Annotated in this window: 18 protein-coding genes; 10 read left to right on the top strand and 8 right to left on the bottom strand. The window is 63.4% G+C overall.

Features of this window, described 5'->3' with window-relative positions; genetic code table 11:
* Positions 1–26: 26 nt before the first annotated feature.
* A complete protein-coding gene (locus tag RT456_RS01895; RefSeq protein WP_313341699.1) occupies positions 27–1385 on the top strand; it encodes a MipA/OmpV family protein in 1359 nt (452 codons plus the stop codon).
* A 14-nt stretch (positions 1386–1399) separates the two neighbouring features.
* Here the strand turns inward: RT456_RS01895 and RT456_RS01890 are convergent, their stop codons facing one another.
* Positions 1400–1978, bottom strand: a complete 579-nt coding sequence (locus RT456_RS01890; protein WP_313341697.1) for a DUF308 domain-containing protein — start codon at positions 1976–1978, stop codon at positions 1400–1402.
* A 146-nt stretch (positions 1979–2124) separates the two neighbouring features.
* On the opposite strand from RT456_RS01890, the gene RT456_RS01885 reads away from it, so the two are divergent.
* Positions 2125–3516 carry an amidohydrolase family protein gene (locus tag RT456_RS01885; RefSeq protein WP_313341695.1) on the top strand — a complete coding sequence of 464 codons (1392 nt, stop codon included), beginning with the start codon at positions 2125–2127 and terminating at the stop codon, positions 3514–3516.
* Between the two features lie 26 nt (positions 3517–3542).
* Here RT456_RS01885 and RT456_RS01880 read toward each other — a convergent pair whose 3' ends face one another.
* Positions 3543–3896 (bottom strand): hypothetical protein, encoded by a 354-nt coding sequence (locus RT456_RS01880; RefSeq protein ID WP_313341693.1) that lies wholly within the window; start codon positions 3894–3896, stop codon positions 3543–3545.
* A 361-nt stretch (positions 3897–4257) separates the two neighbouring features.
* Between RT456_RS01880 and RT456_RS01875 the strand changes: the two genes are divergently transcribed.
* The 3 genes from RT456_RS01875 to RT456_RS01865 all read left to right on the top strand — a co-directional run bounded on the left by RT456_RS01875 (position 4258) and on the right by RT456_RS01865 (position 6470).
* The gene (locus tag RT456_RS01875; protein WP_313341690.1) at positions 4258–4668 is read left to right on the top strand and encodes a hypothetical protein; all 411 of its coding nucleotides are present in this window, start codon (positions 4258–4260) and stop codon (positions 4666–4668) included.
* Between the two features lie 170 nt (positions 4669–4838).
* Positions 4839–5633 (top strand): hypothetical protein, encoded by a 795-nt coding sequence (locus tag RT456_RS01870; RefSeq protein ID WP_313341687.1) that lies wholly within the window; start codon positions 4839–4841, stop codon positions 5631–5633.
* 9 nt (positions 5634–5642) lie between these two features.
* Positions 5643–6470, top strand: coding sequence for a transporter (locus tag RT456_RS01865; protein WP_313341684.1), 828 nt, complete (start codon positions 5643–5645; stop codon positions 6468–6470).
* A 37-nt stretch (positions 6471–6507) separates the two neighbouring features.
* Here the strand turns inward: RT456_RS01865 and RT456_RS01860 are convergent, their stop codons facing one another.
* Positions 6508–6918: a DUF202 domain-containing protein gene (locus RT456_RS01860; protein WP_313341681.1), complete on the bottom strand. Its 411-nt coding sequence runs from the start codon at positions 6916–6918 to the stop codon at positions 6508–6510.
* A gap of 341 nt (positions 6919–7259) precedes the next feature.
* Between RT456_RS01860 and RT456_RS01855 the strand changes: the two genes are divergently transcribed.
* From RT456_RS01855 to RT456_RS01840, 4 genes are all read left to right on the top strand, one after another.
* Complete coding sequence (locus RT456_RS01855; protein WP_313341679.1) at positions 7260–7832, top strand: sugar dehydrogenase complex small subunit; 573 nt, start codon at positions 7260–7262, stop codon at positions 7830–7832.
* Between the two features lie 63 nt (positions 7833–7895).
* Positions 7896–9536: a GMC family oxidoreductase gene (locus tag RT456_RS01850; protein WP_313341677.1), complete on the top strand. Its 1641-nt coding sequence runs from the start codon at positions 7896–7898 to the stop codon at positions 9534–9536.
* On the top strand, positions 9533–10918 hold the full coding sequence (locus tag RT456_RS01845; protein ID WP_313341674.1) for a cytochrome c: 1386 nt from the start codon (positions 9533–9535) through the stop codon (positions 10916–10918). Before RT456_RS01850 ends, RT456_RS01845 begins: the two co-directional genes overlap by 4 nt.
* On the top strand, positions 10918–12177 hold the full coding sequence (locus RT456_RS01840) for a carbohydrate porin (RefSeq protein WP_313341671.1): 1260 nt from the start codon (positions 10918–10920) through the stop codon (positions 12175–12177). Before RT456_RS01845 ends, RT456_RS01840 begins: the two co-directional genes overlap by 1 nt.
* Positions 12178–12291: 114 nt before the next feature.
* Here RT456_RS01840 and RT456_RS01835 read toward each other — a convergent pair whose 3' ends face one another.
* Positions 12292–15795 (bottom strand): autotransporter outer membrane beta-barrel domain-containing protein, encoded by a 3504-nt coding sequence (locus RT456_RS01835; protein ID WP_313341668.1) that lies wholly within the window; start codon positions 15793–15795, stop codon positions 12292–12294.
* Positions 15796–16206: 411 nt separating this feature from the next.
* On the opposite strand from RT456_RS01835, the gene RT456_RS01830 reads away from it, so the two are divergent.
* Positions 16207–16374, top strand: coding sequence for a hypothetical protein (locus RT456_RS01830; protein WP_313341665.1), 168 nt, complete (start codon positions 16207–16209; stop codon positions 16372–16374).
* Positions 16375–16730: 356 nt separating this feature from the next.
* Here the strand turns inward: RT456_RS01830 and RT456_RS01825 are convergent, their stop codons facing one another.
* The 4 genes from RT456_RS01825 to RT456_RS01810 all read right to left on the bottom strand — a co-directional run bounded on the left by RT456_RS01825 (position 16731) and on the right by RT456_RS01810 (position 21107).
* A complete protein-coding gene (locus RT456_RS01825) occupies positions 16731–17066 on the bottom strand; it encodes a hypothetical protein (protein WP_313341663.1) in 336 nt (111 codons plus the stop codon).
* Positions 17067–17924: 858 nt separating this feature from the next.
* Positions 17925–18362: a hypothetical protein gene (locus tag RT456_RS01820; RefSeq protein WP_312734925.1), complete on the bottom strand. Its 438-nt coding sequence runs from the start codon at positions 18360–18362 to the stop codon at positions 17925–17927.
* A gap of 407 nt (positions 18363–18769) precedes the next feature.
* Complete coding sequence (locus RT456_RS01815) at positions 18770–20323, bottom strand: LA2681 family HEPN domain-containing protein (RefSeq protein WP_312734927.1); 1554 nt, start codon at positions 20321–20323, stop codon at positions 18770–18772.
* Between the two features lie 52 nt (positions 20324–20375).
* Positions 20376–21107 (bottom strand): hypothetical protein, encoded by a 732-nt coding sequence (locus RT456_RS01810; protein ID WP_312734930.1) that lies wholly within the window; start codon positions 21105–21107, stop codon positions 20376–20378.
* Positions 21108–21141 lie beyond the last annotated feature (34 nt).

Raw genomic sequence — 21141 nt, 5'->3', positions numbered from 1 at the left:
GCACCGCGCCGCGCCGGCTGCGACCCGTGCTGCTCTCCGTCGCACTGGCCGCCGCCGCACCGCTGGCCGCGCAGGACGCCATGCTGGGCACTATCCTGGAGGAACCCGGCAGCGCCGGTCTCGGTTTCCTCAGCCGCATCGAATCCTCGCCGTACACGGGTGCCGACGACCGCATCGACTTCATGCCGCTCTATCTCTATGAGGGGGAGCGCTTCTTCCTGCGCTCCAACGCAGCCGGCGTTCGCTTCACGCCGCGCGAGGACCAGGGCCTGGAGCTGTTCGTCGAGCGCCGGCTGGAAGGCTATCCCGAAGACGAGACCCCCGACATCCTCGAGGGCATGGAGACGCGCAACAGCGAAGCCGACGTGGGGGCGCGGTATTACCTCAAGCACGGCAGCCATGCGCTGGACCTGAGCGTGCGCCAGGACGTGTCCGGCAGTTCCAACGGCACCGAAGTACGGGCCGCCTACGGTCATACCTGGCGTGGCGACCGCTGGGCGCTGCAGCCGGTGCTGAGCGTGGACTGGCGCAGCGCCAAGCTCAACGACTATTACTTCGGGGTGGAGCCGTGGGAGGTGACGGACCAACGCACGGCCTATTCGGCCGGCAGTGGCGTGGACGTGACCGCCGGCCTGTACGGGCGCTACCGCATCCTGCAGCACTGGAGCCTGCTCGGCGGCGTGTTCGTGAAGCAGTACGCCAGCACCATCCGCAACAGCCCGCTGGTGGACAGCGACATGCAGTGGGGCGCGATGCTGGGTGCAGCGTATGACTTCGGTAATGGCCAGGTCCGGTGGGACAAGGAGGGCACGCCGACCTACGTGAAGGTCTTCTATGGCCGCGACTCGGCCGAAGGCTGCCATCTGGTCAAGATCATGACCTTCAGCTGCACCGACTTGAACGACGACGATCCCACCGACATCTGGGGCGTGCACGTGGGCCGCCCGTTCGTGTCCGGCCTCAACGGCTGGCCACTGGATCTGGTGGGCTATGTCGGCGTGCTGCGTCATGAGGAACGCGGGCACCAGCCCGATGCCTGGCAGATAGACGCGTACATGAAAGGCTTCTACTACGGCTTCCCGTGGTCGCACCGGGTCAAGACCCGGATCGGGTTCGGCTTCGGCGTGTCGTACGCCGAACGCGTGCCCTATGCCGAAGCCCAGGCGCAGGCGCGGCGCGACCGCAATACCTCGAAGGTGCTGAACTATCTGGACCCCAGCATCGACGTCAGCCTGGGGGACATCTTCGGCAGCGAGCGCTGGCACGAACTCTACTTCGGCGTGGGCGTCTCGCACCGCTCCGGCATCTTCGGCTCGGCGCGGCTGCTGGGCACGGTCGACGGCGGCTCCAACTACATCTATGCCTATCTGGAAGGCGCGCTCTAGGGCGCGCCATCGGCCTACGCAGGATCGCGGTCCTGGCGGAACAGCAGGGCGATGGCGATGTACGCCGCCCCCATGGCCAGCAGTGCCAGCCCGACTCCCCACGACGCGGATGCACGGCCCGCCCAGGCCACGCCGCTCACGCACACCACGGCCGCGACCAGCGCGATGAGCCCGGATACCAGCGAGATCCAGCGCTTCCCGCCCGGCCGGAAGCGGAATGCCAGGCTGATCTGCGCGATGGCCTGCACCACCAGCACCGCCGCCACGGTCGTGGCCACCGCATACGCGGCCCACTCGGGGTGGGTATAGATCGCCACGCCGCCGATGATCTGGGCGGCACCCAGCAGGATGGTCATGGCGAAGCTGGGCAGCCCATGCAGCAGGAACGCCTCGGTCAGCTGCAGCGCGCCAGCGATGACCAACAAGCCGGCGACCAATGCGGTCATCGTCCTCACCATCAGCGAGGAGGCATAGATGCCGAAGGCCCCCATCACCAGCAGCAGCACCCCCACGATCAGCAGGCGTGGCCAGCTGGCCTTCATTGCCACGCCGATGGAGCCCGGGTCCTTGCCAAAACGGGAGAGCACGGTCATGACAGACACTCCAGGGTAGACCTTGGAATTACCCTCCCGTGGCCGTTATGCAGCGGTGAAACCAACACCAGTAAATCCCGCAAACACGCGGCACTAACGCGTCCACTCCTATACCAGCGCAATCACCGCTACGGGGGCGCAGCGCCATGTCGCATCGACTGTCCGTGTTGATTCTGGGTGCCGTGGTCTCGATCGGCCTGGCAGCCTCGACCGCCGCGCATTCCGTGATGCAGAACGCACCGGAGGCGGCGGGCGCAGCGCCTGCGACCGGTGCAGCGGCGGTGCCATCGGTATTGTTCACCAACGTGCGCATCTTCGATGGCAGCCACGGACGTCTCTCCGCGCCCAGCAACGTGCTGGTGCAGGGCAACACCATCGCGCGGATAGCCACTGGCGCGATCGATGCGCCCGGCGCACGCCGCATCGACGGGCGCGGTCGCACCCTGATGCCGGGGCTGATCGACATGCACTGGCACAGCATGTTCGCCGGCATCCCCATCCAGTCGTTGATGACCGCCGATACAGGCTATATCAACATCGTGGCCGGCGCGGAGTCGCACAAGACCTTGATGCGTGGCTTCACTACGGTGCGCGACGTCGGCGGTGCCGTGTGGGGGCTCAAAGCGGCCATCGATTCCGGACACGCCGATGGCCCGCGCATCTTCCCCTCCGGTTCGATGATCAGCGTGACCAGCGGGCATGGCGACTTCCGCGAGGCATCCGACCTGCCGCGTGCGCTGGGCCAGCCCGGTTCGCGCCACGACGTGATCGGCGACAGTGCCATCGCCGATACGCCGGATGAAGTGCGCGTGCGCACCCGCGAGCAGCTGATGCGCGGCGCCAGCCAGATCAAGCTCACCGCCGGCGGCGGCGTGTCCTCGCCGCACAGCCCGCTGGACGTGGTCACGTTCACCGAACCGGAAGTGCGCGCCGCCGTCGAAGCGGCTGGAGACTGGGGTACCTATGTCACCGTGCACGCCTACACGCCCGAGGCGATCCAGCGCGCCATCCGTGCGGGCGTGAAGTGCATCGAACACGCCAGCCTGATGGACGACGCCACCGCCCGGCGCATGCGCGATACCGGCACCTGGCTCAGCACGCAGCCCTTCCCGCCGGAGCTGGCCGATGCCTTCCCCACGGGCTCGGAACAGTGGCAGAAGGCGCAGGAAGTGTTCGCCGGCACCGAGCAGACCTACCGGCTGGCCATCAAGTACAAGCTCAAGACCGCCTTCGGCACCGACGTGTTGTTCTCCAGCGCGCTGGCCTCCCAGCAGAACCGTATCCTGGCCAGCCTGACCCGTTGGTACACCCCGGCCGAGGCGCTCATCATGGCCACCGGCACCAACGCGCAGCTGCTGGCGCTGTCGGGCAAGCGCAGCGCCTATGCCGGGCGTCTTGGCGTAGTGGAGGAGGGCGCGTTGGCCGACCTGCTGCTGGTCAACGGCGACCCGCTGGCCGATATCGCGGTGATCACGAATCCGGACGCCAACTTCAACGTGATCATGAAGGACGGGAAGATATTCAAGGACGAGCCGTGAAGCCTGTCAGCCGCCGGTATTCATGCTCATCCCGCCCCGGCCTTGAAGTACAGCACCAGGTACACCACGCGCCAGAAGATGAAGGCGTACGCGCCGCACAGCAATACCTGCAGGATAAGGTGCGACTTCACCCGGCTGAGCCGCCACAGGCCGTCCATCAGGTTCAGCACCAGCAGGATGGCGCCAATGGTGGTGACCACGTAACCCACCAGGGTGGGATTGACCAGGTCAAGGTCGCCCGGCCCGGCACGCACGACCTCCAGCCCGGCCGCCGTGATGAGCGAGGACACCGCCATGTTGCGCGTGTTCTCGAAGATCAGGCGCAGCAGGCCGTTATCGAACAACTGGGTGGCGATACGCCGGAGCGAGTCAGGCAGCATGGCGAACGTCCTTCCGGTGGGAATGGCAGGCTGCGCACAGGGTTGACCCGCGCGCATGAAGGCAATGTCAGCGCTGCCTTGCCGATGCAAACCCTGCGGGACCGTACTTTTACTGACGGTGGCCGCAGCTTCCAGGCGTCTCAGCCCGACGGCATATCAGCGTGGCGACCAGCGCTTCGCCGAAATCACTGTTCGGATCGGGGCGCGTTCCCGATTGTGACGGCCGGTAAGTAAGACTACGCACGCCCGGCACGCGGCTTTACTGATGCGCTCTTGGCGACGTGCGGCCAGACTTTGCCCCGTAGACCGGCACGACAGGTGGGTGGCGATGTCCCGAGTGGCTTCCAACCGAACGTATCCCATGCGTGGCCCGAACCTGGGGCGGTGCCCGGACAACCTGTGCGGCATCTCCGATGTGGCATCGCGGAAATACAGTCGCCTTGCCGCCTCCCGGCGGGTGCGGTTCGGCACCCAGGTGCTGGACCTGCCAACGGGTAGCGATGCCGGGTTTGAGGCGCGGGGTGCAGCTCGACACATCGAACGTGCCTCCGTGGCCAGCGCGACGCTGGATGCGGCGTACCGGCACGTCGACTATCACGTCACCGCGTGGCAGCCGGCGGGCAAGCCGGCCTTTGTTTTCGTGATTACGTTGAAAGACCAGCATTGGATGCAACCCGATGTGGAGGAAGGTGCGGATTTCGATGCGGTGATGCAGAACGCCGTGGAGTTCGTCGAGCGCTTGTTGGATGCGGAGGGTGGAGACGGTGGATGAGGCAAGGGACGGCGCGTCAGCGCACCGGCAAAGGTGGGCGACGCGTGAGTTGCAGTGCCACATGCATCAATCACTGGGTAAGGCTCGGTAGAAGTACCGAAGCAGATGCGGGAGTCATCGGCGATTCTCAACCACACCCCTCGCGCACCCGTTGTTGATGGAGCATGCAAATGCCAGGCAGCGTTTCCTTCGTCCCTTTGTGGCTGCTCACCGTGATCTTCTTCGTCGCGTTGATCGCCGCCCGCGAGCTGGGGTCCTTCCTGCGCAGACGAGAGAACCTGCGGAAGTCCCGGGAGCCGACGGCCACCGATGCCGATGAGGGCGACTCGTTCTCGACCAACACCGTGCTGGGCCTGTTGGCGCTGCTGATCGGCTTCACGTTTTCGCTCGCGCTCGGCCGCTACGACGAGCGCAGATCGCTGGTGCTGCATGAGGCGAACGCGCTGGGTACCACCTGGCTGCGGACGGATCTGCTGGAGACGCCCGACGCCGAACGCGTACGCGCCGTGCTGCGCCGGTACATCGACGCACGCGTGGATTTCGCCAAGGCAAAGACCGCACAGCAGGAGTTGGATCGGTACGCACGCACCACCGCGCTGCAGACGGAGCTGTGGGCTGCCGTGATGTCGGCCACCGACTCCTTCCGTGACACCCCGCGCGCGAGCCTGATGGTGACCACCACCAACGAATCCATCGACCTCGCCGGCGAGCGGTTCGCGGCCCGGCAGGACCACATTCCCCATCGCATCCTGCGGATGCTGTTCCTGTTCGCGCTGTTTGCCGCAGGGCTGCTCGGCTATGAACGCGTTCGCCAGCGGACGTCGACAACGCTGCTGCTCCTGTTGTTCTCGCTCGCCGTGGGCCTGGTACTGGACCTGGACCTGCCCAGTACCGGCGGCATCAACGTGCCACAGGACCCGATGCTCGATCTCCAGCGTTCTGTGGCCCTGCCCACGCCTTCATAGGTCTCCGTCATGCACTGCTCATCCAACGCTGCTCGCCCCCTGCGCCTACGCCCGCTGCTGGCTGCGCTCGCCCTGGTTCCGGCACTCGCAGTACTGTCCGGCCCGGTGTCGGCGCAGGATGCCGACGCCCTGGCGAAGAAGCTCTCCAACCCCGTCGCGGCGCTCATCAGCGTGCCGTTCCAGTACAACTACGACGACGGCTACGCCAATGGTGGTTATCGGCACACGCTGAACATCCAGCCGGTTGCACCGTTTTCGATCTCGCCGGAGTGGAACGTCATCTCCCGCACCATCCTGCCGGTGGCCTACCAGGAGGACGTGATTCCCGGCACCGACCAGGCGGGCCTCGGCGACCTCACCCAGAGCTTCTTCTTCTCGCCCAAGGAAACCGGCCCGTCCGGCATCGTCTGGGGCATCGGCCCGGCGCTGCTGGTACCCACCGGCACCGATGACCTGGGCGCGGACACCTGGGGCGCCGGTCCCACCTTCGTGGTGCTCAGACAGGACGCGAGCTGGACCTTCGGCGCGCTGGTGAACCACCTGTCGGACATCGCCGGCAGTGGCTCCCGTCGCAGGGACATCAGCAACACGTTCGTCCAGCCGTTCGTGGCCAAGGCGTTCACCGGCGGCCGCACCGTGGCGGTGAACATCGAGTCCACCTACGACTGGAAGGCGAGCCAGTGGACCGTGCCGCTCAACCTCCAGTACTCGAAGGTCAGCAAGCTGGGCAGCCAGATGATCAGCTACCAGGGTGGGGTGCGGGCCTACCTGGACGGCCCGCGCGGCGAGCCGGACTGGGGCCTCCGGTTCAGTGTCACCTTGCTCTATCCCCGCTGAGCAGAGGCCCCAGTGAAGAGGGGGGCGGTGGAAGACCTTAGTCGGTGAACAGCCAGACCGCGGTCAGCCCGCCCATCAACAACAAGCCAAGGGTGAATACCGTGGTGGCGCGGTGCCGGGGGTTGATGACCCCCCGCTCGATGTCCCGTGTCACCAGCCGGTACCGCACCAGCGACCAGACCAGCAGCGCCAGCCCCAACAGCACCATGCCGAAACCGGCGTTGCTGGCGTCATGCAGCATCAGGCGGCCGCCCTTGGGCGCTTCATCGTTCTGGATCAGATAGGTGCTGAACCGGTTGATGGTGATCCCGAACCCGATCAGCGACACGGTGGTGCGCAGGTAGGCAAGATGCGTGCGCTCGTTGCCCAGGTGGGTGCGCCCGCGGGCGAGGTCGTTGGCCAGCGAGGCGGTCGGCGCGGCGGCTGGCGGGGCAGGGGCGTGGCTCATGGGTTCTCCGTTGGGGCCGCAGCAGATGCCTGGAAGTGTGTCGTGCAGACGCGTGCCCTGCATGCGTGTCAATGCGGAGACCGTGACAGTAAAACTACTGCGGCTGCGACGCGGTCGCGTCAGGGCGGCGTGAATGTTGGGCCGGACAAAGACAGATCGTTCCATCGTCGGACGTCTGTACGCATCAGGTCGCCGCTGTCGCGTAAGCGGCGGTTTTCATTCACTTAAACACGGCGCCCGAATATTGATTGCATAAGTGAACTATTAGCTTCGTCAATTGATGCTACCTGCGCCGCCTGCAATCATGGGCGTACCCCCCAACGTCACAATTGGAACGCCCCGTGGATGACAGCAACGGTGATGCGGGCCCAGTGCAATCCCATGGATGGTCGCGTCGGAAGTTCCTTCTGGCGTCTGCCTCGATGGCGTTGCTCGCGGCCTGCCGGCGCAGCGATGACCCCGCTGCCGGCACCCAGCCAAGCGCCAACCAGACCCCACGCCGCGATGCGGCAGCAGCGGGCAGCACCGCTGCAGACACCGAATTCCTTGCGCTCTCCGTGGCCTTGACCGGCAAGGCCGATCTGGATCCGTCGGTCGCCGGCCGAATCCGTGCCGCGCTGGCTTCACTGGATCCGGCGACCACCGCCGCACTTCCCGCGCTGAAGCGTGTGGCCGCCACCGCGGACTCCCCGGCGACGATCGTCGCGTCGCCAGGCGTGCGCGATGCGGCATTGGCCATCATTGCCGCGTGGTACACCGGCACGGTAGGGAAGGGCACCGCCGCCGTTACCGTCGCCTACCGTGACGCGCTCATGCAGCGCCCGGTTGCCGACGGGTTGTTCCCGGCGACGTATGCGCTGGGCGGCCCGGCCTGGTGGGTCGCCGCACCGCCGGCCGCCATCGCCCTGCGCTGACCCACCGCCTTCCTGTCGATTGCCGCGTGGCGTGCCAACGCCGCGCTTTCAGAGTGCATTCCCGTGAAAAAACCAACATTCAACAGCGGTGACGTCGATGCAGACGTCATCGTGGTGGGTTCCGGCGTCGTTGGCGCCCTGATTGCCAACCAACTGGCCGCCGCCGGTCGTTCCGTCGTGATTCTGGAAGCCGGTCCCCGCCTGGAGCGGGCCGAAATCGTCCAGAACTGGCGGAATGCCAGCTTCGAGCGCCGCATCGGCAGCGACTTCCAGGGGCCGTACCGTCAGTCGCCACTGGCCACTGCGCCGCTGTACTTTCCGCCCAATGATTACGTGGCCCTTTCCGGGCCGGACGGCAACAGCTTCCGCCAGGGCTTCATCAAGGCCGTCGGCGGCACCACCTGGCATTGGGCTGCCTCGTGCTGGCGCCATCTGCCGGTCGATTTCAAGATGAAGTCCGCCTACGGGGTTGGCCGCGACTGGCCGATTGCCTATTCGGACATCGAGTCGTACTACTGCCGCGCCGAAGAGGCGATGGGCGTCTCCGGACCGAACGATCCCGAACGCCAGAGCCCGCGCGAGCGCTCCAAGCCGTACGTCGCCGACATGATTCCGTGGGGCCATGGCGATACCACCTTCGCCGAGGTGGTCAACCCGCATGGCTACAACCTGGTGCCGATTCCGCAAGGGCGCACCATCCAGCCGTTCAACGAGCGCCCGGCGTGCTGTGGCAACAATAACTGCCAGCCCATCTGTCCGATCGGCGCCATGTACAACGGCGTCCACACGGTGGATGCGGCCGAGAAAAAAGGCGCGGTGGTGCTGGACGAGGCCGTGGTGTACCGCATCGACACCGACCAGAACAACACCGTCACAGCGGTGCACTGGTACGACCGTGAGCGTGTCAGCCACAAGGCGACCGGACGGCAGTTCGTGATCGCATGCAACGCATTGGAAACGCCGCGCCTGCTGCTGTTGGCCGCCAATGCACAGAACCCGAACGGCATCGCCAATTCTTCCGACCAGGTCGGCCGCAACATGATGGATCACTCGGGCTTCCATTGCTCCTTCATCGCCGACCGTCCCATCTGGCTCGGGCGCGGTCCCGCGCAGTCCAGCTGCATGGTCGGCCCGCGCGATGGCAGCTTCCGCTCGGAGTACTCGGCCAACAAGATCATCCTCAACAACATCAGCCGCGTTCCGGTGGCCACCCAGCAGGCGCTCAAGATGGGCCTGGTGGGCGAGGCGCTGGACGCCGAGATCCGCCGGCGCGCGGTGTACGGCGTGGACCTCTCGATCAGCCTCGAGCCGCTGCCGGATCCGAGCAATCGCCTGACGCTGTCGAAATCGCGTGTCGACGGCCTCGGCCTGGCCTGCCCGGACATCCACTATTCGCTGGGCGATTATGCGCGCAAGGGCTACGACAAGGCCTGCGAGCAGCTGCGCCACATCGGCACGTTGTTCAATGCCGACGAGTTCGAGATCACCACTGCGCTCAATGCAAACAACCACATCATGGGCTCCACCATCATGGGCAGCGATCCGCGCGATTCGGTGGTGGATGAGAACTGCCGCGCGCACGACCATGCCAACCTGTGGCTGCCCGGTGGCAGCGCGATGGTGTCGGCAAGCGTGGTCAACAGCACGTTGACCATGGCCGCACTGGGTTTGAAGGCGGCCGATGCCATCGAGCGTGCCCTGTGAAGTGGCTGAGCCTACCGGGCCTGGTCCTGGCACTGATGGCGGCGGCCAACGTCCACGCCGACGACGCGGTCGAGCGTGGGCGTTACCTGGCCACGGCCGGCGACTGCATGGCCTGCCACACCAAGCCGAATGGCGGCAAGGACTATGCAGGCGGTTACTCCATCGCCTCGCCGATGGGCGAGATCTGGGCCAGCAACATCACGCCCTCGGTGAAGTTCGGCATCGGCAGCTACAGCGAGGCGGACTTCGAACGTGCCGTTCGCCAGGGCATCCGCAAGGACGGCGCCCGCCTGTACCCGGCGATGCCGTACACGTCCTACGCCAAGCTGACCGATCGTGACGTGCGCGATCTGTATGCCTACTTCATGGCCGAGGTCAAACCGGTCGAGCAGCTCTCGCCGTCAACCGACCTGCCGTTCCCGTTCAATGTGCGCCTGTCGATGGCCGGCTGGAACCTGCTGTTCCTTGATCGCACGCCGGTGCCATCCGATCCCTCCAAGAGCGCGCAATGGAACCGCGGCGCCTACCTGGTTGAAGGCCTGGAACACTGCGGCAGCTGCCACACGCCGCGCGGCCTGATGATGCAGGAAAAGTCGGGTCAAGCGCTGTCGGGCGGTTCGCTGGGGCTGTGGTACGCCCCCAACATCACCTCGGACAAGGTCAGTGGTATTGGTGCCTGGACCGACCAGGACATCGCCCAGTATCTCAAGACCGGCAAGGTCGCCGGCAAGGCCCAGGCGGGCGGCGGCATGGCCGAGGCCATCACGCACAGCCTGTCCAAGCTCACCGATCAGGACATCGCCTCCATCGTGACCTACCTGAGGGCCGTGCCAGCGGTCGCGGACCCCTCGATGAGCAGGAACGCCTCATCGTGGACGCTGCGCACCGGCGCGGGAGCAGGGGAGGCCCGAATTCGTGGCACCGGTCTGCCACTGTCCGACGGCCACGTGCTCTATGACGGTGTCTGTGCGAGCTGCCATGGCACGCGCGGGGAGGGCAGTGCCGATCAGTACTACCCCTCGCTGGTCAACAACAGCACGGTCGGCGCAGCCACGCCGCAGAACCTGATTGCCACCATTCTCACCGGCGTGGATCGTGAGGTGGCCGGCGAACACACGGTGATGCCGCATTTCTCCACCGGCTCCTACGTACAGCGGTTGAGCGACGAAGAGGTGGCCAGCGTCGCCACGTATGTCCGTGAACAGTTCGGTCCGGGCGACAGCGTTTCTGCAGCGGACGTGCGCCTGGCACGCGCAGGCGGTCCCAGGCCGCTGCTGATGACGTTGACCACCTACGGCCTGCCGCTCGGCGGGCTGGCGATCATTGCATTGGGTATCTGGATCTGGCGGCGCAGGGCGGCCCGGAAGAGGAGGGCGCTGTGATGCGCGCATCTGTAGTGGTGTTGTCGATCAGTTCCGTGCTGGCATGTCAGCCGGCGATGGCCGCTGATGGTGTTCCGGCCAAGCCGGTGGAGTCCGTCAAGCAGGTTCCGTTGAGTACCGGCCTGCCAGTGCGCGACTGGTTGCAGGACCGGGGCGTCACCCCGACGGCGCGGGTGGTGGTGTCGTCGAGTTACGTCGACGGTGGCTACCGTGGCTCGGGCACTGCGACGGCAACCCATGTTGATTTCGGCGCCGTCGTGGACACCGGCAAGGCATTCGGCGTGGATGGCACGTTGCGAGTGGTCTTGTCGGATCGGTTCGGACAAGCGGCGCACGACCGTTACACCGGCAGCTACATCCAGAACCAGGCGTTCTGGGGGCAGGGCCAGAACTTCCGTCTCAATGAGGTCTCTTACGAGCGTGCGCTGCTGGACAAGCGGCTCAGCCTGAAGGGGGGATTCTTCTCGATGGGCAATGATTTCGGCGGGCTGCCTTACACCTGCAATTTCAACAACAACGGGCAGTGTGGTCATCCGCTCGGACCGATCTACAGCTCCGGCTGGCTCGACAATCCGACCGGGCAATGGGGCCTGCGCGTTAAATGGACCGACCCGTCCGGCTGGTACGCGCAGACCGGTGTGTTCGACGTGAATCCGTCCCGCAAGCAGGCCGACAACGGTTTCAAGCTGTCGTTGGATGGCAACACAGGTCTGTTCTTCCCGGTCGAGCTGGGCTACGTGAACGACCCCGGTCAGCGCGGGTACGGCGGTACCTACAAAGCAGGCTACTACTGGGACACCTCGAATGCGGCCGTTCTGGGCAATCCCGGGGCGCGCGAAGCTTCGCATCGCAGCGGCGAGTATGTGCAGCTGGCGCAGCGCATCTGGAAGCCGGAAGAAGAAACGGTGCGCGGCATTTCCGCCTTCGCCATCGGCACGCAGGCCGATGTTCGCACCGGCACGCTGCGCCGTTCGTGGGAGCTGGGCGTCAGTTGGCGCGGTCCATTCCGGGCGCGCGAGGACGACATCCTGAGCGTGGGTTGGACGCGGCTGGATTTCTCACGGCGGCTGCAGGCGTACCAGCAGGCTTCCGGCCAGCAGGTGCAGACCCGGGAAGAAATGCTGGAACTCAACTATGGCGCCCAGGTGGCACCGTGGTTGGTACTTCGACCGGCGCTGCAATATGTGACGCGGCCGTCGGGGTTGTCAGAGCGGCCGGATGCTTGGGTGTTTACGTTGCAGGCGCAGGCTACGCTTTGAACGGTTGTGGTTCGGAGGGTGAATTGGGCGCCAGGTGATAGTTCGGTGGACGATTGCTCGTGGCTGCTGCACAAGGGTTGTTCAACCGATTACCGCATCTGTTCGTGCCATGCCCTACCACTGCCAACGCATCCCCATCTTTCCGTTCCATGACGATTCTTCGCCATCGAAGCTCCACGTGTAGTCAGCATCCGCGAAGAGATAGCCGACGGCACTCACCTGCCAGGTGCCGCCGACGCCAACTTCACCCCAACTGTCGCCGAGGTCGGCGGTGAAAGGTACGTAGCCGCGTGCACTGGAAAACTCAGTGGTTGGCGAACCGCTGAACTGATGCCAGGCGTTGGCGCGGATCCACCAACTTGTCGCTCGATCACCTGAGTCTGCCGCTCGCTGCCCGAGCCGGCTCAGCCGTATTCCCAATCTGCCAACGCTAGCGTCGTCATCCCTGTATCGTACCCGCGCGGTCGAGTCGACAAGGTCGTCCAGCGCGGTCTTCTGCCAGATGACCTGGGCTTGCGGCTCCATGCGCCAGCCTGGCTTCGACATGTCGCCGATTCGTTCCGCGCCCAGCAACCATGGCCAGCCCACTTCCACGGACGCCAGCACGCCGGTCCCGTTGGTGAATACGTCCGGCAGCCGGGTGGATTTGGCTCGCATGTCATACCAGGTGTACTGCGCCACCGAGTCCACATAAGCACCACGGGGCGAGAATGCTGTCCAGTACGCGCCGACGGTGCGCGCGTCGAATTCGTCGGTACCGGCATGGAAATCGTAGTCGAGCAGATTGTGCCGCACCCTCCCACGCGCCTTGCCGTAGGCCAGGTAACCACCGGCATGCTGATGGCTGCCGTCCTCGCTGATGGAGCGGTAGAGGTCTACGCCTACTTGCAGCACATCAAACGCGTAGTCGAACCCAGGCCCTCTGCTTCCATAGATGCCCTGGTTGCCTCCGTCGCGTTCGCCGTCGTGGTGCAGCGCCCTGACCCACGCGCCGCCAAGGCCAGCATCGGGTGAGGAGGCTCCGCGCTGGCTCAGCACGTGCTCATCGCCCACCCGCTCATGCAGCGTGTCAACAACTGCGCGCGCGTAGATGGCCGCCATGGAGGGAAGGGCAGCAGCCAAGGACACTTCTTGCCGATATGCCGGCGGCACGGGGGGCTCGGGCGGTGGCGGTGGCGGCGGCGGAACCGGTGGTGGCACCGGTGGTGGCACCGGCGGCGGCGGCGGCGGAGGCGGAGGCGGAGGAGGAGGGGGCGACGGGCAGGGGGGCGAAGGCGCGCCCGCGGCCCCGCAGTCCAGGGTGGAGCGTAGGTACCAGTTTTCGGCCGAGCTGCCGTCAACGCTGCCCCGCCGCAGTCCATACTCGTATGGCCCGGCCACTACCGGTGTCGTGAGCGCGAACGCTGTACCGCTCGTTAACCCGCCATTGACCGCATCCACCACAAGAATGCCGTTGCCGACGGTGACGTCGCCGAGCCCACCTGCATTACGCGCCACGAGAATCGAGCTACCGGACGCGCCGCCACCGTCTATCACCAGCCGGTCGGACGGTGACCCGTCACCGCCCAGAAGCGTGTTTATCTCCAGTGTGCCGCCGACGCCGGCGTAATTCCGCGTGGTCAGCGTGGTGCCGGGCAGTGCATCTACACCGAAGATGATCCGCCCAGCATTGGCGACGCCAGCGACGGTCTGTGAAAAACCGTTGAGATCAAGCATCGCGGCAGGTGCGACGGTCACATCCGTGTTGTGGCTGAAGGCACCTGCCGCACCGGCCTGCAGTACCCCCGCATTGACGCGGGTGTCCCCACTGTAGGAGTTGGCCGTGCTGCTCAACAGGGTAGTGCCGTTGCCGATCTGGTCGACTCCACCGGTACCCGATATCGCGCCCGCGAATGCGCTCACGTTGGACCGGTTGAAGACAAGCAGCCCATTGTTGGTGATATCGCCCACAAGCGCGCCCGATGTGCCGCCGTTGCCGATCTGCAACGTGCCGGCCGAGATCGTGGTGCCCCCGCTGTATGTACTTCCAGCGGTCAGAACCGTGGTTCCGGTCCCGACTTGATTGACTTTGCCCGTGCCGGAGATGGCGCCGGTGAATGTATGTATGTCGCTCCGGTTGAATGCCAGCGTACCGTTATCGGTGACGTCGCCCACGATGGAGCCGCCCGCACCGCCATTGCCAAGCTGCAATGTGCCCGACGCGATTGTGGTACCGCCGGTGTAGGTGTTATCGGCAGTCAGGATGGTTGTACCCGCCCCTAACTGGTTCACCACACCGATGCCTGAAATCACGCCGCCAAACGTGTAAACGTCACCCCGGTTGAACGCAAGCGTCCCGTTATCGGTAATGTTGCCGACGACCGATCCGGAAGCACCGCCGTTACCCAGCTGCAAGGTGCCACCGGAGATGGTGGTGCCGCCGGTGTAAGCCTTGTCGTTGGCGAAGATGGTCGTCCCCGAAAGAACGCTGACCGCGCCAGGGCCGTTGATGGCGGGGACAAACGTATGGTCGGCTGTGGTGTGGTTGAACACAAGCAGGCCGATGCCAGGGCCAAACTCGACGGAGGTGGCAGCAAGCGTCCCTGGCGCGGCGGCTGCTGCGCCGGCCTGTGCACCAATGTTGACAGTGCCGCGACTTCCGGCGCGCGCAGCCACATAGATGGAGCTGGCGCTGGCAGTTGCGCTGTCAGCAACGGTGAGCGCACCTGTACCGAACAGGCCGACATAGACGCCGCCGCTGTTGTTCCAGTTGGTTTGAGCGCCAATCAGTGTGACCACGCCAGAGCCGGACGCGCTATTGCCAATGAACACGTTCCCATTGTTGTTGACCGTCCCGCCGTTCTCAATCGCGAGCGTGCCCGAACCGGCGGTTCCTACGCGCATGCCGGTCGTCTGCACTACCGAGCCAGAACCATTCACAGTGACTGCGCCCGACCCATTCGCGTTGCTACCTATGTCCAGGAAGCTGGTGGAGACACTTGCGCCGTTCAGGACCGCGAGCGTGCCCCTTCCTGCACTGCCTACCGCGATGCTGGCAGTGTTGGTCCGCCAGAGTGAGCCCGGCCCGTCAATTGTCACTGTGCCTGAGCCAGTGGCGCTATTGCCAACGAGCCCGCCAGCCGTGCTTACGACTTGGGCGCCGCCCTGAATATTAAGTGTGCCCGTTCCAGCATTGCCGACAATGAGGGCATTGCCTGATGAGTTCCACGCGGAGTTGAGGCCGCTTACGGTCACCGCGCCATCCCCGGTCGCCAAGTCTCCAATTGTGTTTCCAATTCCGTTGAAGGAGAATCCACTAACGACTGTAGCGCCTCCCTGGATGTCCAAGGCTCCGTTGCTGGAGTAGCCGATAGTCAGTCCTCCAGCGGAGTCGTTGCCAATTGGCGCTGTTGCTGGAGAATTGCCGAACAGGACCTGGTCGATTCTGCAGCCGCCTGTCTGTCCTGCGCAGGTTGAAACCTGCGCTTGGGCCATATCCGAACTGAAAAATATGGATAGCGCGATGAGTGCTGCAGTAGTGTCCGACCACCGCAACAAGTTACGTCGTGAGGCACAGCCGAAACCGATACGATTTCCCACAATGTTGGAGATCGAGGAGGATGCTCCGTCAATTCTCATTATTGCTCTCTCCGATGAGTGGCTGCCGAACCTTCTCTCCGTCTTGTGTCGTGTGTATCAAACGGTGGCGCGACCGATTGCTCGGTCGGAAAGCCGCTGGCGGGGGAGTGGGCGAGGTGTGAGGCGTGGGTGAGGTGCGACGCCACTATTTTGGAGGCCAAGCTCTGAGGCTTGTCATTGCGAATAGCCATGTAGCCTCTCCAATGAAGAGCAGCGACAGACCGCCGCAGGCCGTATTTCAACTGCGTGCAGGTTGTCACCAGTAATGCGAGTCTGGCGATGCACTTTTTGCTACGCAACCGCAATACTTGCGAGCAGCCGCCAGTAAAACTACTACGCTGCTGAGTAGGGCGCATTGCCTGAATCGCTCAGGCAATGTGTCTTGTCCGGTCCAAGGCACTTGGAGGTGAGATGAACGCTATCCGTGCGAGGTCGGAGGCGGCAATTGCCGCCGAACGGATCGCATGCGCCCGGGCCACCAAGTTGCAGCGATTTGTCGATCAGCTTCAGCTGCAGGCTGCAGAACTGGCCGCTGATACTGATCGCTCTAGACAAGAGAGCAAGGTGGTGCAGGCGTAGCTGGCCAGCGCACTGAAAGGACATACGTCGATTGAAGCAGACCAGCTGGCCAAGCTCCAGAACTTGCCGGCGGATCTAGAGGTTGCGCTCAGGCGAAACCAAGTGACAGGCCTCGGCACATCAAGTAGGAACACCGACATCGGGTGCGGGGCTTGGGAAGCTATCTGCGTTCTTACATAATATACATTATGCGAAATGGTAGATCTGTCCCAGCCACGCTGTTTCAGGTGGCTGGGTCCCGCTTCAACGATCGACTGGATCAGGATGTTCGCTGGCCGGCTCCGGATCCATGACGAAGCAGGTAAATCTGCAACCTAGCGCCACGTAAATCTGCAATTACTTCAAGCAAAGTGCGTTCAAAGACGGCCGCGCCTCGACAGGATCCTCTCGCGACGTGCCAAGTCTGATTCCCAGGCGCTAAGTTGATCAATGACCTGACGCCACGGACTGTCCGCAGGTATTGTGGCTGCCGCCTTTGCCGGCGTACTGAGATCATCCGGCTGGTGCGACGAGGCGTCATCGACCCCTTCAAATCCTGAGCTCGGCGGCGCCACCATCACAGGTCCAAATTGGGCGTAGAAATCGTCGATCCACTGCTTTAGCTTGGCGCCCGAGCCGCGCCCTCCGAGCTCTTGTCGAAGATTGGCTTGAGTAGTCACCTGCCCCTTCTCAAGAAGGGACATCAACGCCAAGAAAGCTTCCTCTTGCGCGATTGGGCCGGGCATTGTCGTCTTCCGGAAGCAGGCGTCCGAGCCTAATTGTGCGCCGATTGCGCCTCCCTTCAAGTACCCTTGCCTATTCATTCGCACGCATCGACACCCTAAGTCTTCGGTGTACGAGTGAGACATTTTCCCCACACGTTACAACGTGGAGACCGTGGCATTCTTACGCCAGTAGCTCAGCAGCAGGCAGACAATGCGCAGTGATTTGCCGCCGGCAACCCCAGCATCTGCTCAAGCCAGAGCGGAGGCTGTGGCAGATTGCCTCGACGCAGCGACGTTCGAATCCCTCTTGGCACCGGATGCCCGTCAAGGCCGCTCGCTGGATCAATGCCTGCACTCTGGCGTCGTCCTCGCCGTGTGGGTCCCCGAAAGTCGTTTGTTTGTGTTCCCACAATGGCAGCTCGATTCGGCTGGGAGACCATCTACCGCCCTTTCCCCAGTGCTGGCGCTACTGCGTGGCCAGTATGGAGTTTCGGGCGGCGAGCGGACGTCAGGTTGGGAGGAGCTTGAGTGGCTGATTGCTCCGCATGCGCGCCTGCACGGGAGCTCGCCATCCGAGATGCTGGTTTTTGCCCCGGATCAGGTACTTGAGGCTGCACGGCAAGATTTTTCGTCTTGGAGCGCGGAAGCAAGGTGGTGAGTGGAAAGCGGCGCTTGAGCTGCGGGGATTGGAATGGTACGGCCTCCTCCACGCTGATTGGGGTCACGCGTTAACCTAGCAGCTGATTTTCATAAAGAACTGCTGTCAACCCAGCACTCCCTTTGAGCCGTTCGTCCCTTTCATGGTCGCACCGCGTCCTGCTGCGCAATGCGGCAGCTTAGTGGCGATCATTGGCCTACGCCAGCTAGACCTGCCTTGGTTGCCGAAGCTTGCTTGCCAATCTCAAAAACCAAGTTGCCCGCGTAGAGGCAGGCGGTGGTGATCACAATGTACTGCGCTACGCGCGCCACCTTATGACGGAGCCTCAAGCCCTGAAGAGTTAGCCTGTGCTGGAAGAACAGGGCCACTGAGCAGTACAGGGTCCAGAAGCCTAGGGTAATACAGATCATCGCCCCGACGATTCGCGCGAGCGGGCTCAACGAGGTCGCCAGCAAGGGGTGGGATGCCGCTATCACTGCCAGACCGAGAGACACGCCCTTGGTCAGCTCTATCTGATCTTTGATGCTGGCAAAGAAGCGCTCGCGCTTTCGCTGCTGATCGGATGCGCTGGCCGCCGTTTGCGGTGCAACTTGATCTGTAGACAATTTGTCCCCGATGCCCTTCATTTGAACACTCCATGCACTCGCTGAGCATCTACTATCGGCGTAGCGTCTATTTGCTTGAGTTCAGTGCGCCCAATGGCTTGGCATGACGCCAACTGGCGCAACGCCCGGGCGAATTCGGGCAGCTTCCCCGGCCAGGACGCTAGATACCGTCTACGGTCCTCCAGCGCGCCCTGTTGCCGAGCGAGACTTCTTACCCTCCAGTAGAGACGAGATCTGGCGTCTCCATGTCCGCGGGCGACTTGATGTCCGTCGTAACCCAGAGGCACCATTCAGCTAAGGCACAACGCGTTCTAAGTAACTCGATGCGGGTCGGCTACTTCCCTCGCGCCCCCGCCCCCTTGAGAAAATGAGATGGCGGCACGGCCGTCCCCGCCCGTCAATGCTGCACCTGGACCCAGTGGCAGAAATCAGCACTTATGCTTATCCTGGAGTGTGGCTACCTCTAATGAAAGTACAGGCTCGTTGCGCTCACGCAACGTCTCACTGCGGTGTAGTGCTAACGACAGGTATACAAGCGCTGAGCGTGCGGTCCTCAACATCCGCAGGGCCTTGGAATCCAGTTCCTGCAGGTCAAGCTCGTAAGCCAACTGATCTTTCAGAATGTCTGGCGTGTGCGGGCCTGACTTGACATCAACAATCTTGACGAACTTGTGCTCGAGGTGATTGCGAAGAATCCTGATGTCGCGGGCATCGGGCGCCGCCACTGCCTGATCGTCGCTGCTGTGAATGTCCAGCGACAGCCGATACAACGCCTGAAGCCAGAGATTCTGCGAGGCCTCCAGTTGGGGCCAGATATCGCCCTTGTGCGGGCCCTTGGGCTGTGTCCAGATCGTGGCGAACTCCACGCGCGTTTCGGGAATGCCCAACGCCCAGCGGTGGTTGATGAAGTAGGCTACCTTGTCGAGCACTGAGTAGGCGGCGCGGAAGCTTGTTTTCACTTGCTCCAATGCCATGGAATAGCGCGCCGAATCACCATTCATTGTCAACATGACTTCTCGGTCGGCGCAGTGGACCTCCTCTGCGGTCGAGCCGGCGTAAAGACACCATCGCGCATAGGTGTACTCCTGTTTCATCTGATTGAAGAACGCCAAGTACGTAATGCCGACGCCTGTTGCCATGTGACTGGGTAAGCCCAGCGGATCGTGCGCGGCGATCGGGGCGATGAAAGCGTCATTCATCGGATTTAGGAACAGCCGACGATCAAGGCACCATTGCCGGTAGTGTCGTTCCTCTTCGGAGTCTCCAAGAGAGAAGTGATGCATGGCCGCATGGTCCAGCTCATCCGGATAGCCGCAGCGGTTCAGGTAGGCCTGGAGTTGTGCGAGTTCGCTCGTAAAGTGGGAAATCGCCTCGGGATACGTCGCTTCATCGCGTCCGACGCCGATCATCACGGCAGCTGTCAGGTGGCGCCTCGCTTCGTCTAAGATCCAGAGCGCATGGCCGTCGTCATAGAGATGACGAGCGTAGTACAGCAAGCCTTTGCCCTGGGAGCCGAAAGCCATCGCAATACCTGGTCGGTCCTGCAGTGCGGCCCTCCATTCGTCCAATGCATCAATGATGCGACCGGCCGAATTGAAGGTATTGGCCAGATTGATCCGTATCTGTGCGCGGCGCGGCAACGGAAGCTCCGACGCCGCGTCGTGTTGCAGGGCAGAGCGAAGGTAGAAAAGCTGATTGACCAGCTCAGGTTGCTGCCAAGACAACGCATGGCCGGGATAGCGTCGAATGGTGTACAGCGCGCTCCAGGCGTTGGCAATGCAGTACAGAACCCAGCAGATCGACCAACCGGAGGATGCTGCCGCTATCTGCGCCCCTAATGCGATCAGGTTAGTCAGTTCGTCTTCGTTGCGCGCATCGCTTGCTGCATCCACAAGCGAGGCATATAGCTCCCAGCTACCCGTATCGAGGGCTCCCCTCGCCGCACCCTCCTCCAGCTCTCGGATTTCTCCGGAAATACTCATACCCTGCCCCTTCTTGCAGTTTCAGCACTTTGTCGATCGCCGCTGGCGGTGACTAAGCTCGTTCGTGCGTCGGCGCCGTGGTCCAGAGGCGATGCCTGATGGTCGCCTCTATCTCGTCCAGCTCCACCCTGCCCTGCTGCTTTACCCAGTCTATATCTGTGGCCAGTCGCTCCGAAGTCCGGGGCTTGGGGCCGATATTGTTGCTCTCGTGCTCGATCAGGGCGCCATTGAGGCGGCGGAGTATTTCCAGAAGCTGCTCCTTCATGGCACTGTCGAGGAAGATCGCATGGCGGCTGATCTTGTTCAGTGCCGAGTGGCGCGCTCGATTTGCATGATGCAGCTGCAGCCAGAACGAATACTGGCGATACTCCGTGTTTGCATCCGAACTTGTACGGAGTTCATCTTTCTGCCACGGCTCAAGCTCACATTTTTCAAGGAAGGCCAGCAGCTGCTGCTCTTTCATGCGATTGAGGTCAGGGTAGGTCTGAAACGAGGAGACCAAGGCGGCGGTCGACCAGAAGGCCTCATGTACCTCGTCCCACACCAGTGGCAGCACCTCGAATTCACGTTGGTGAAGCTTCGTGGCGCGATCAAAGGACGTAGTGAGTTCGCTGCGCAGTCGCTCGATCTCCTTGTTCTGGGTGTGAACCAGCTCCTGCAGGCGGTTCTTGAACTTTTCGTCAAGCCAGTTGTCAGCCAGTTTCTTCAGTGCAAAGTACGTGATCGCGCTGAACCCGCCGCCCACCCCGACTACGCCGAGAATCCATTCGGAAACACTGGCCACCCTCTACTCCCTGTCTAGTTAAGAATGCATCGGC

The organism is Stenotrophomonas sp. (genome assembly GCF_032099025.1).
In the GTDB taxonomy this organism is placed as follows: Bacteria; Pseudomonadota; Gammaproteobacteria; order Xanthomonadales; family Xanthomonadaceae; genus Stenotrophomonas.
This window is presented reverse-complemented; position numbering and strand designations above follow the sequence as displayed.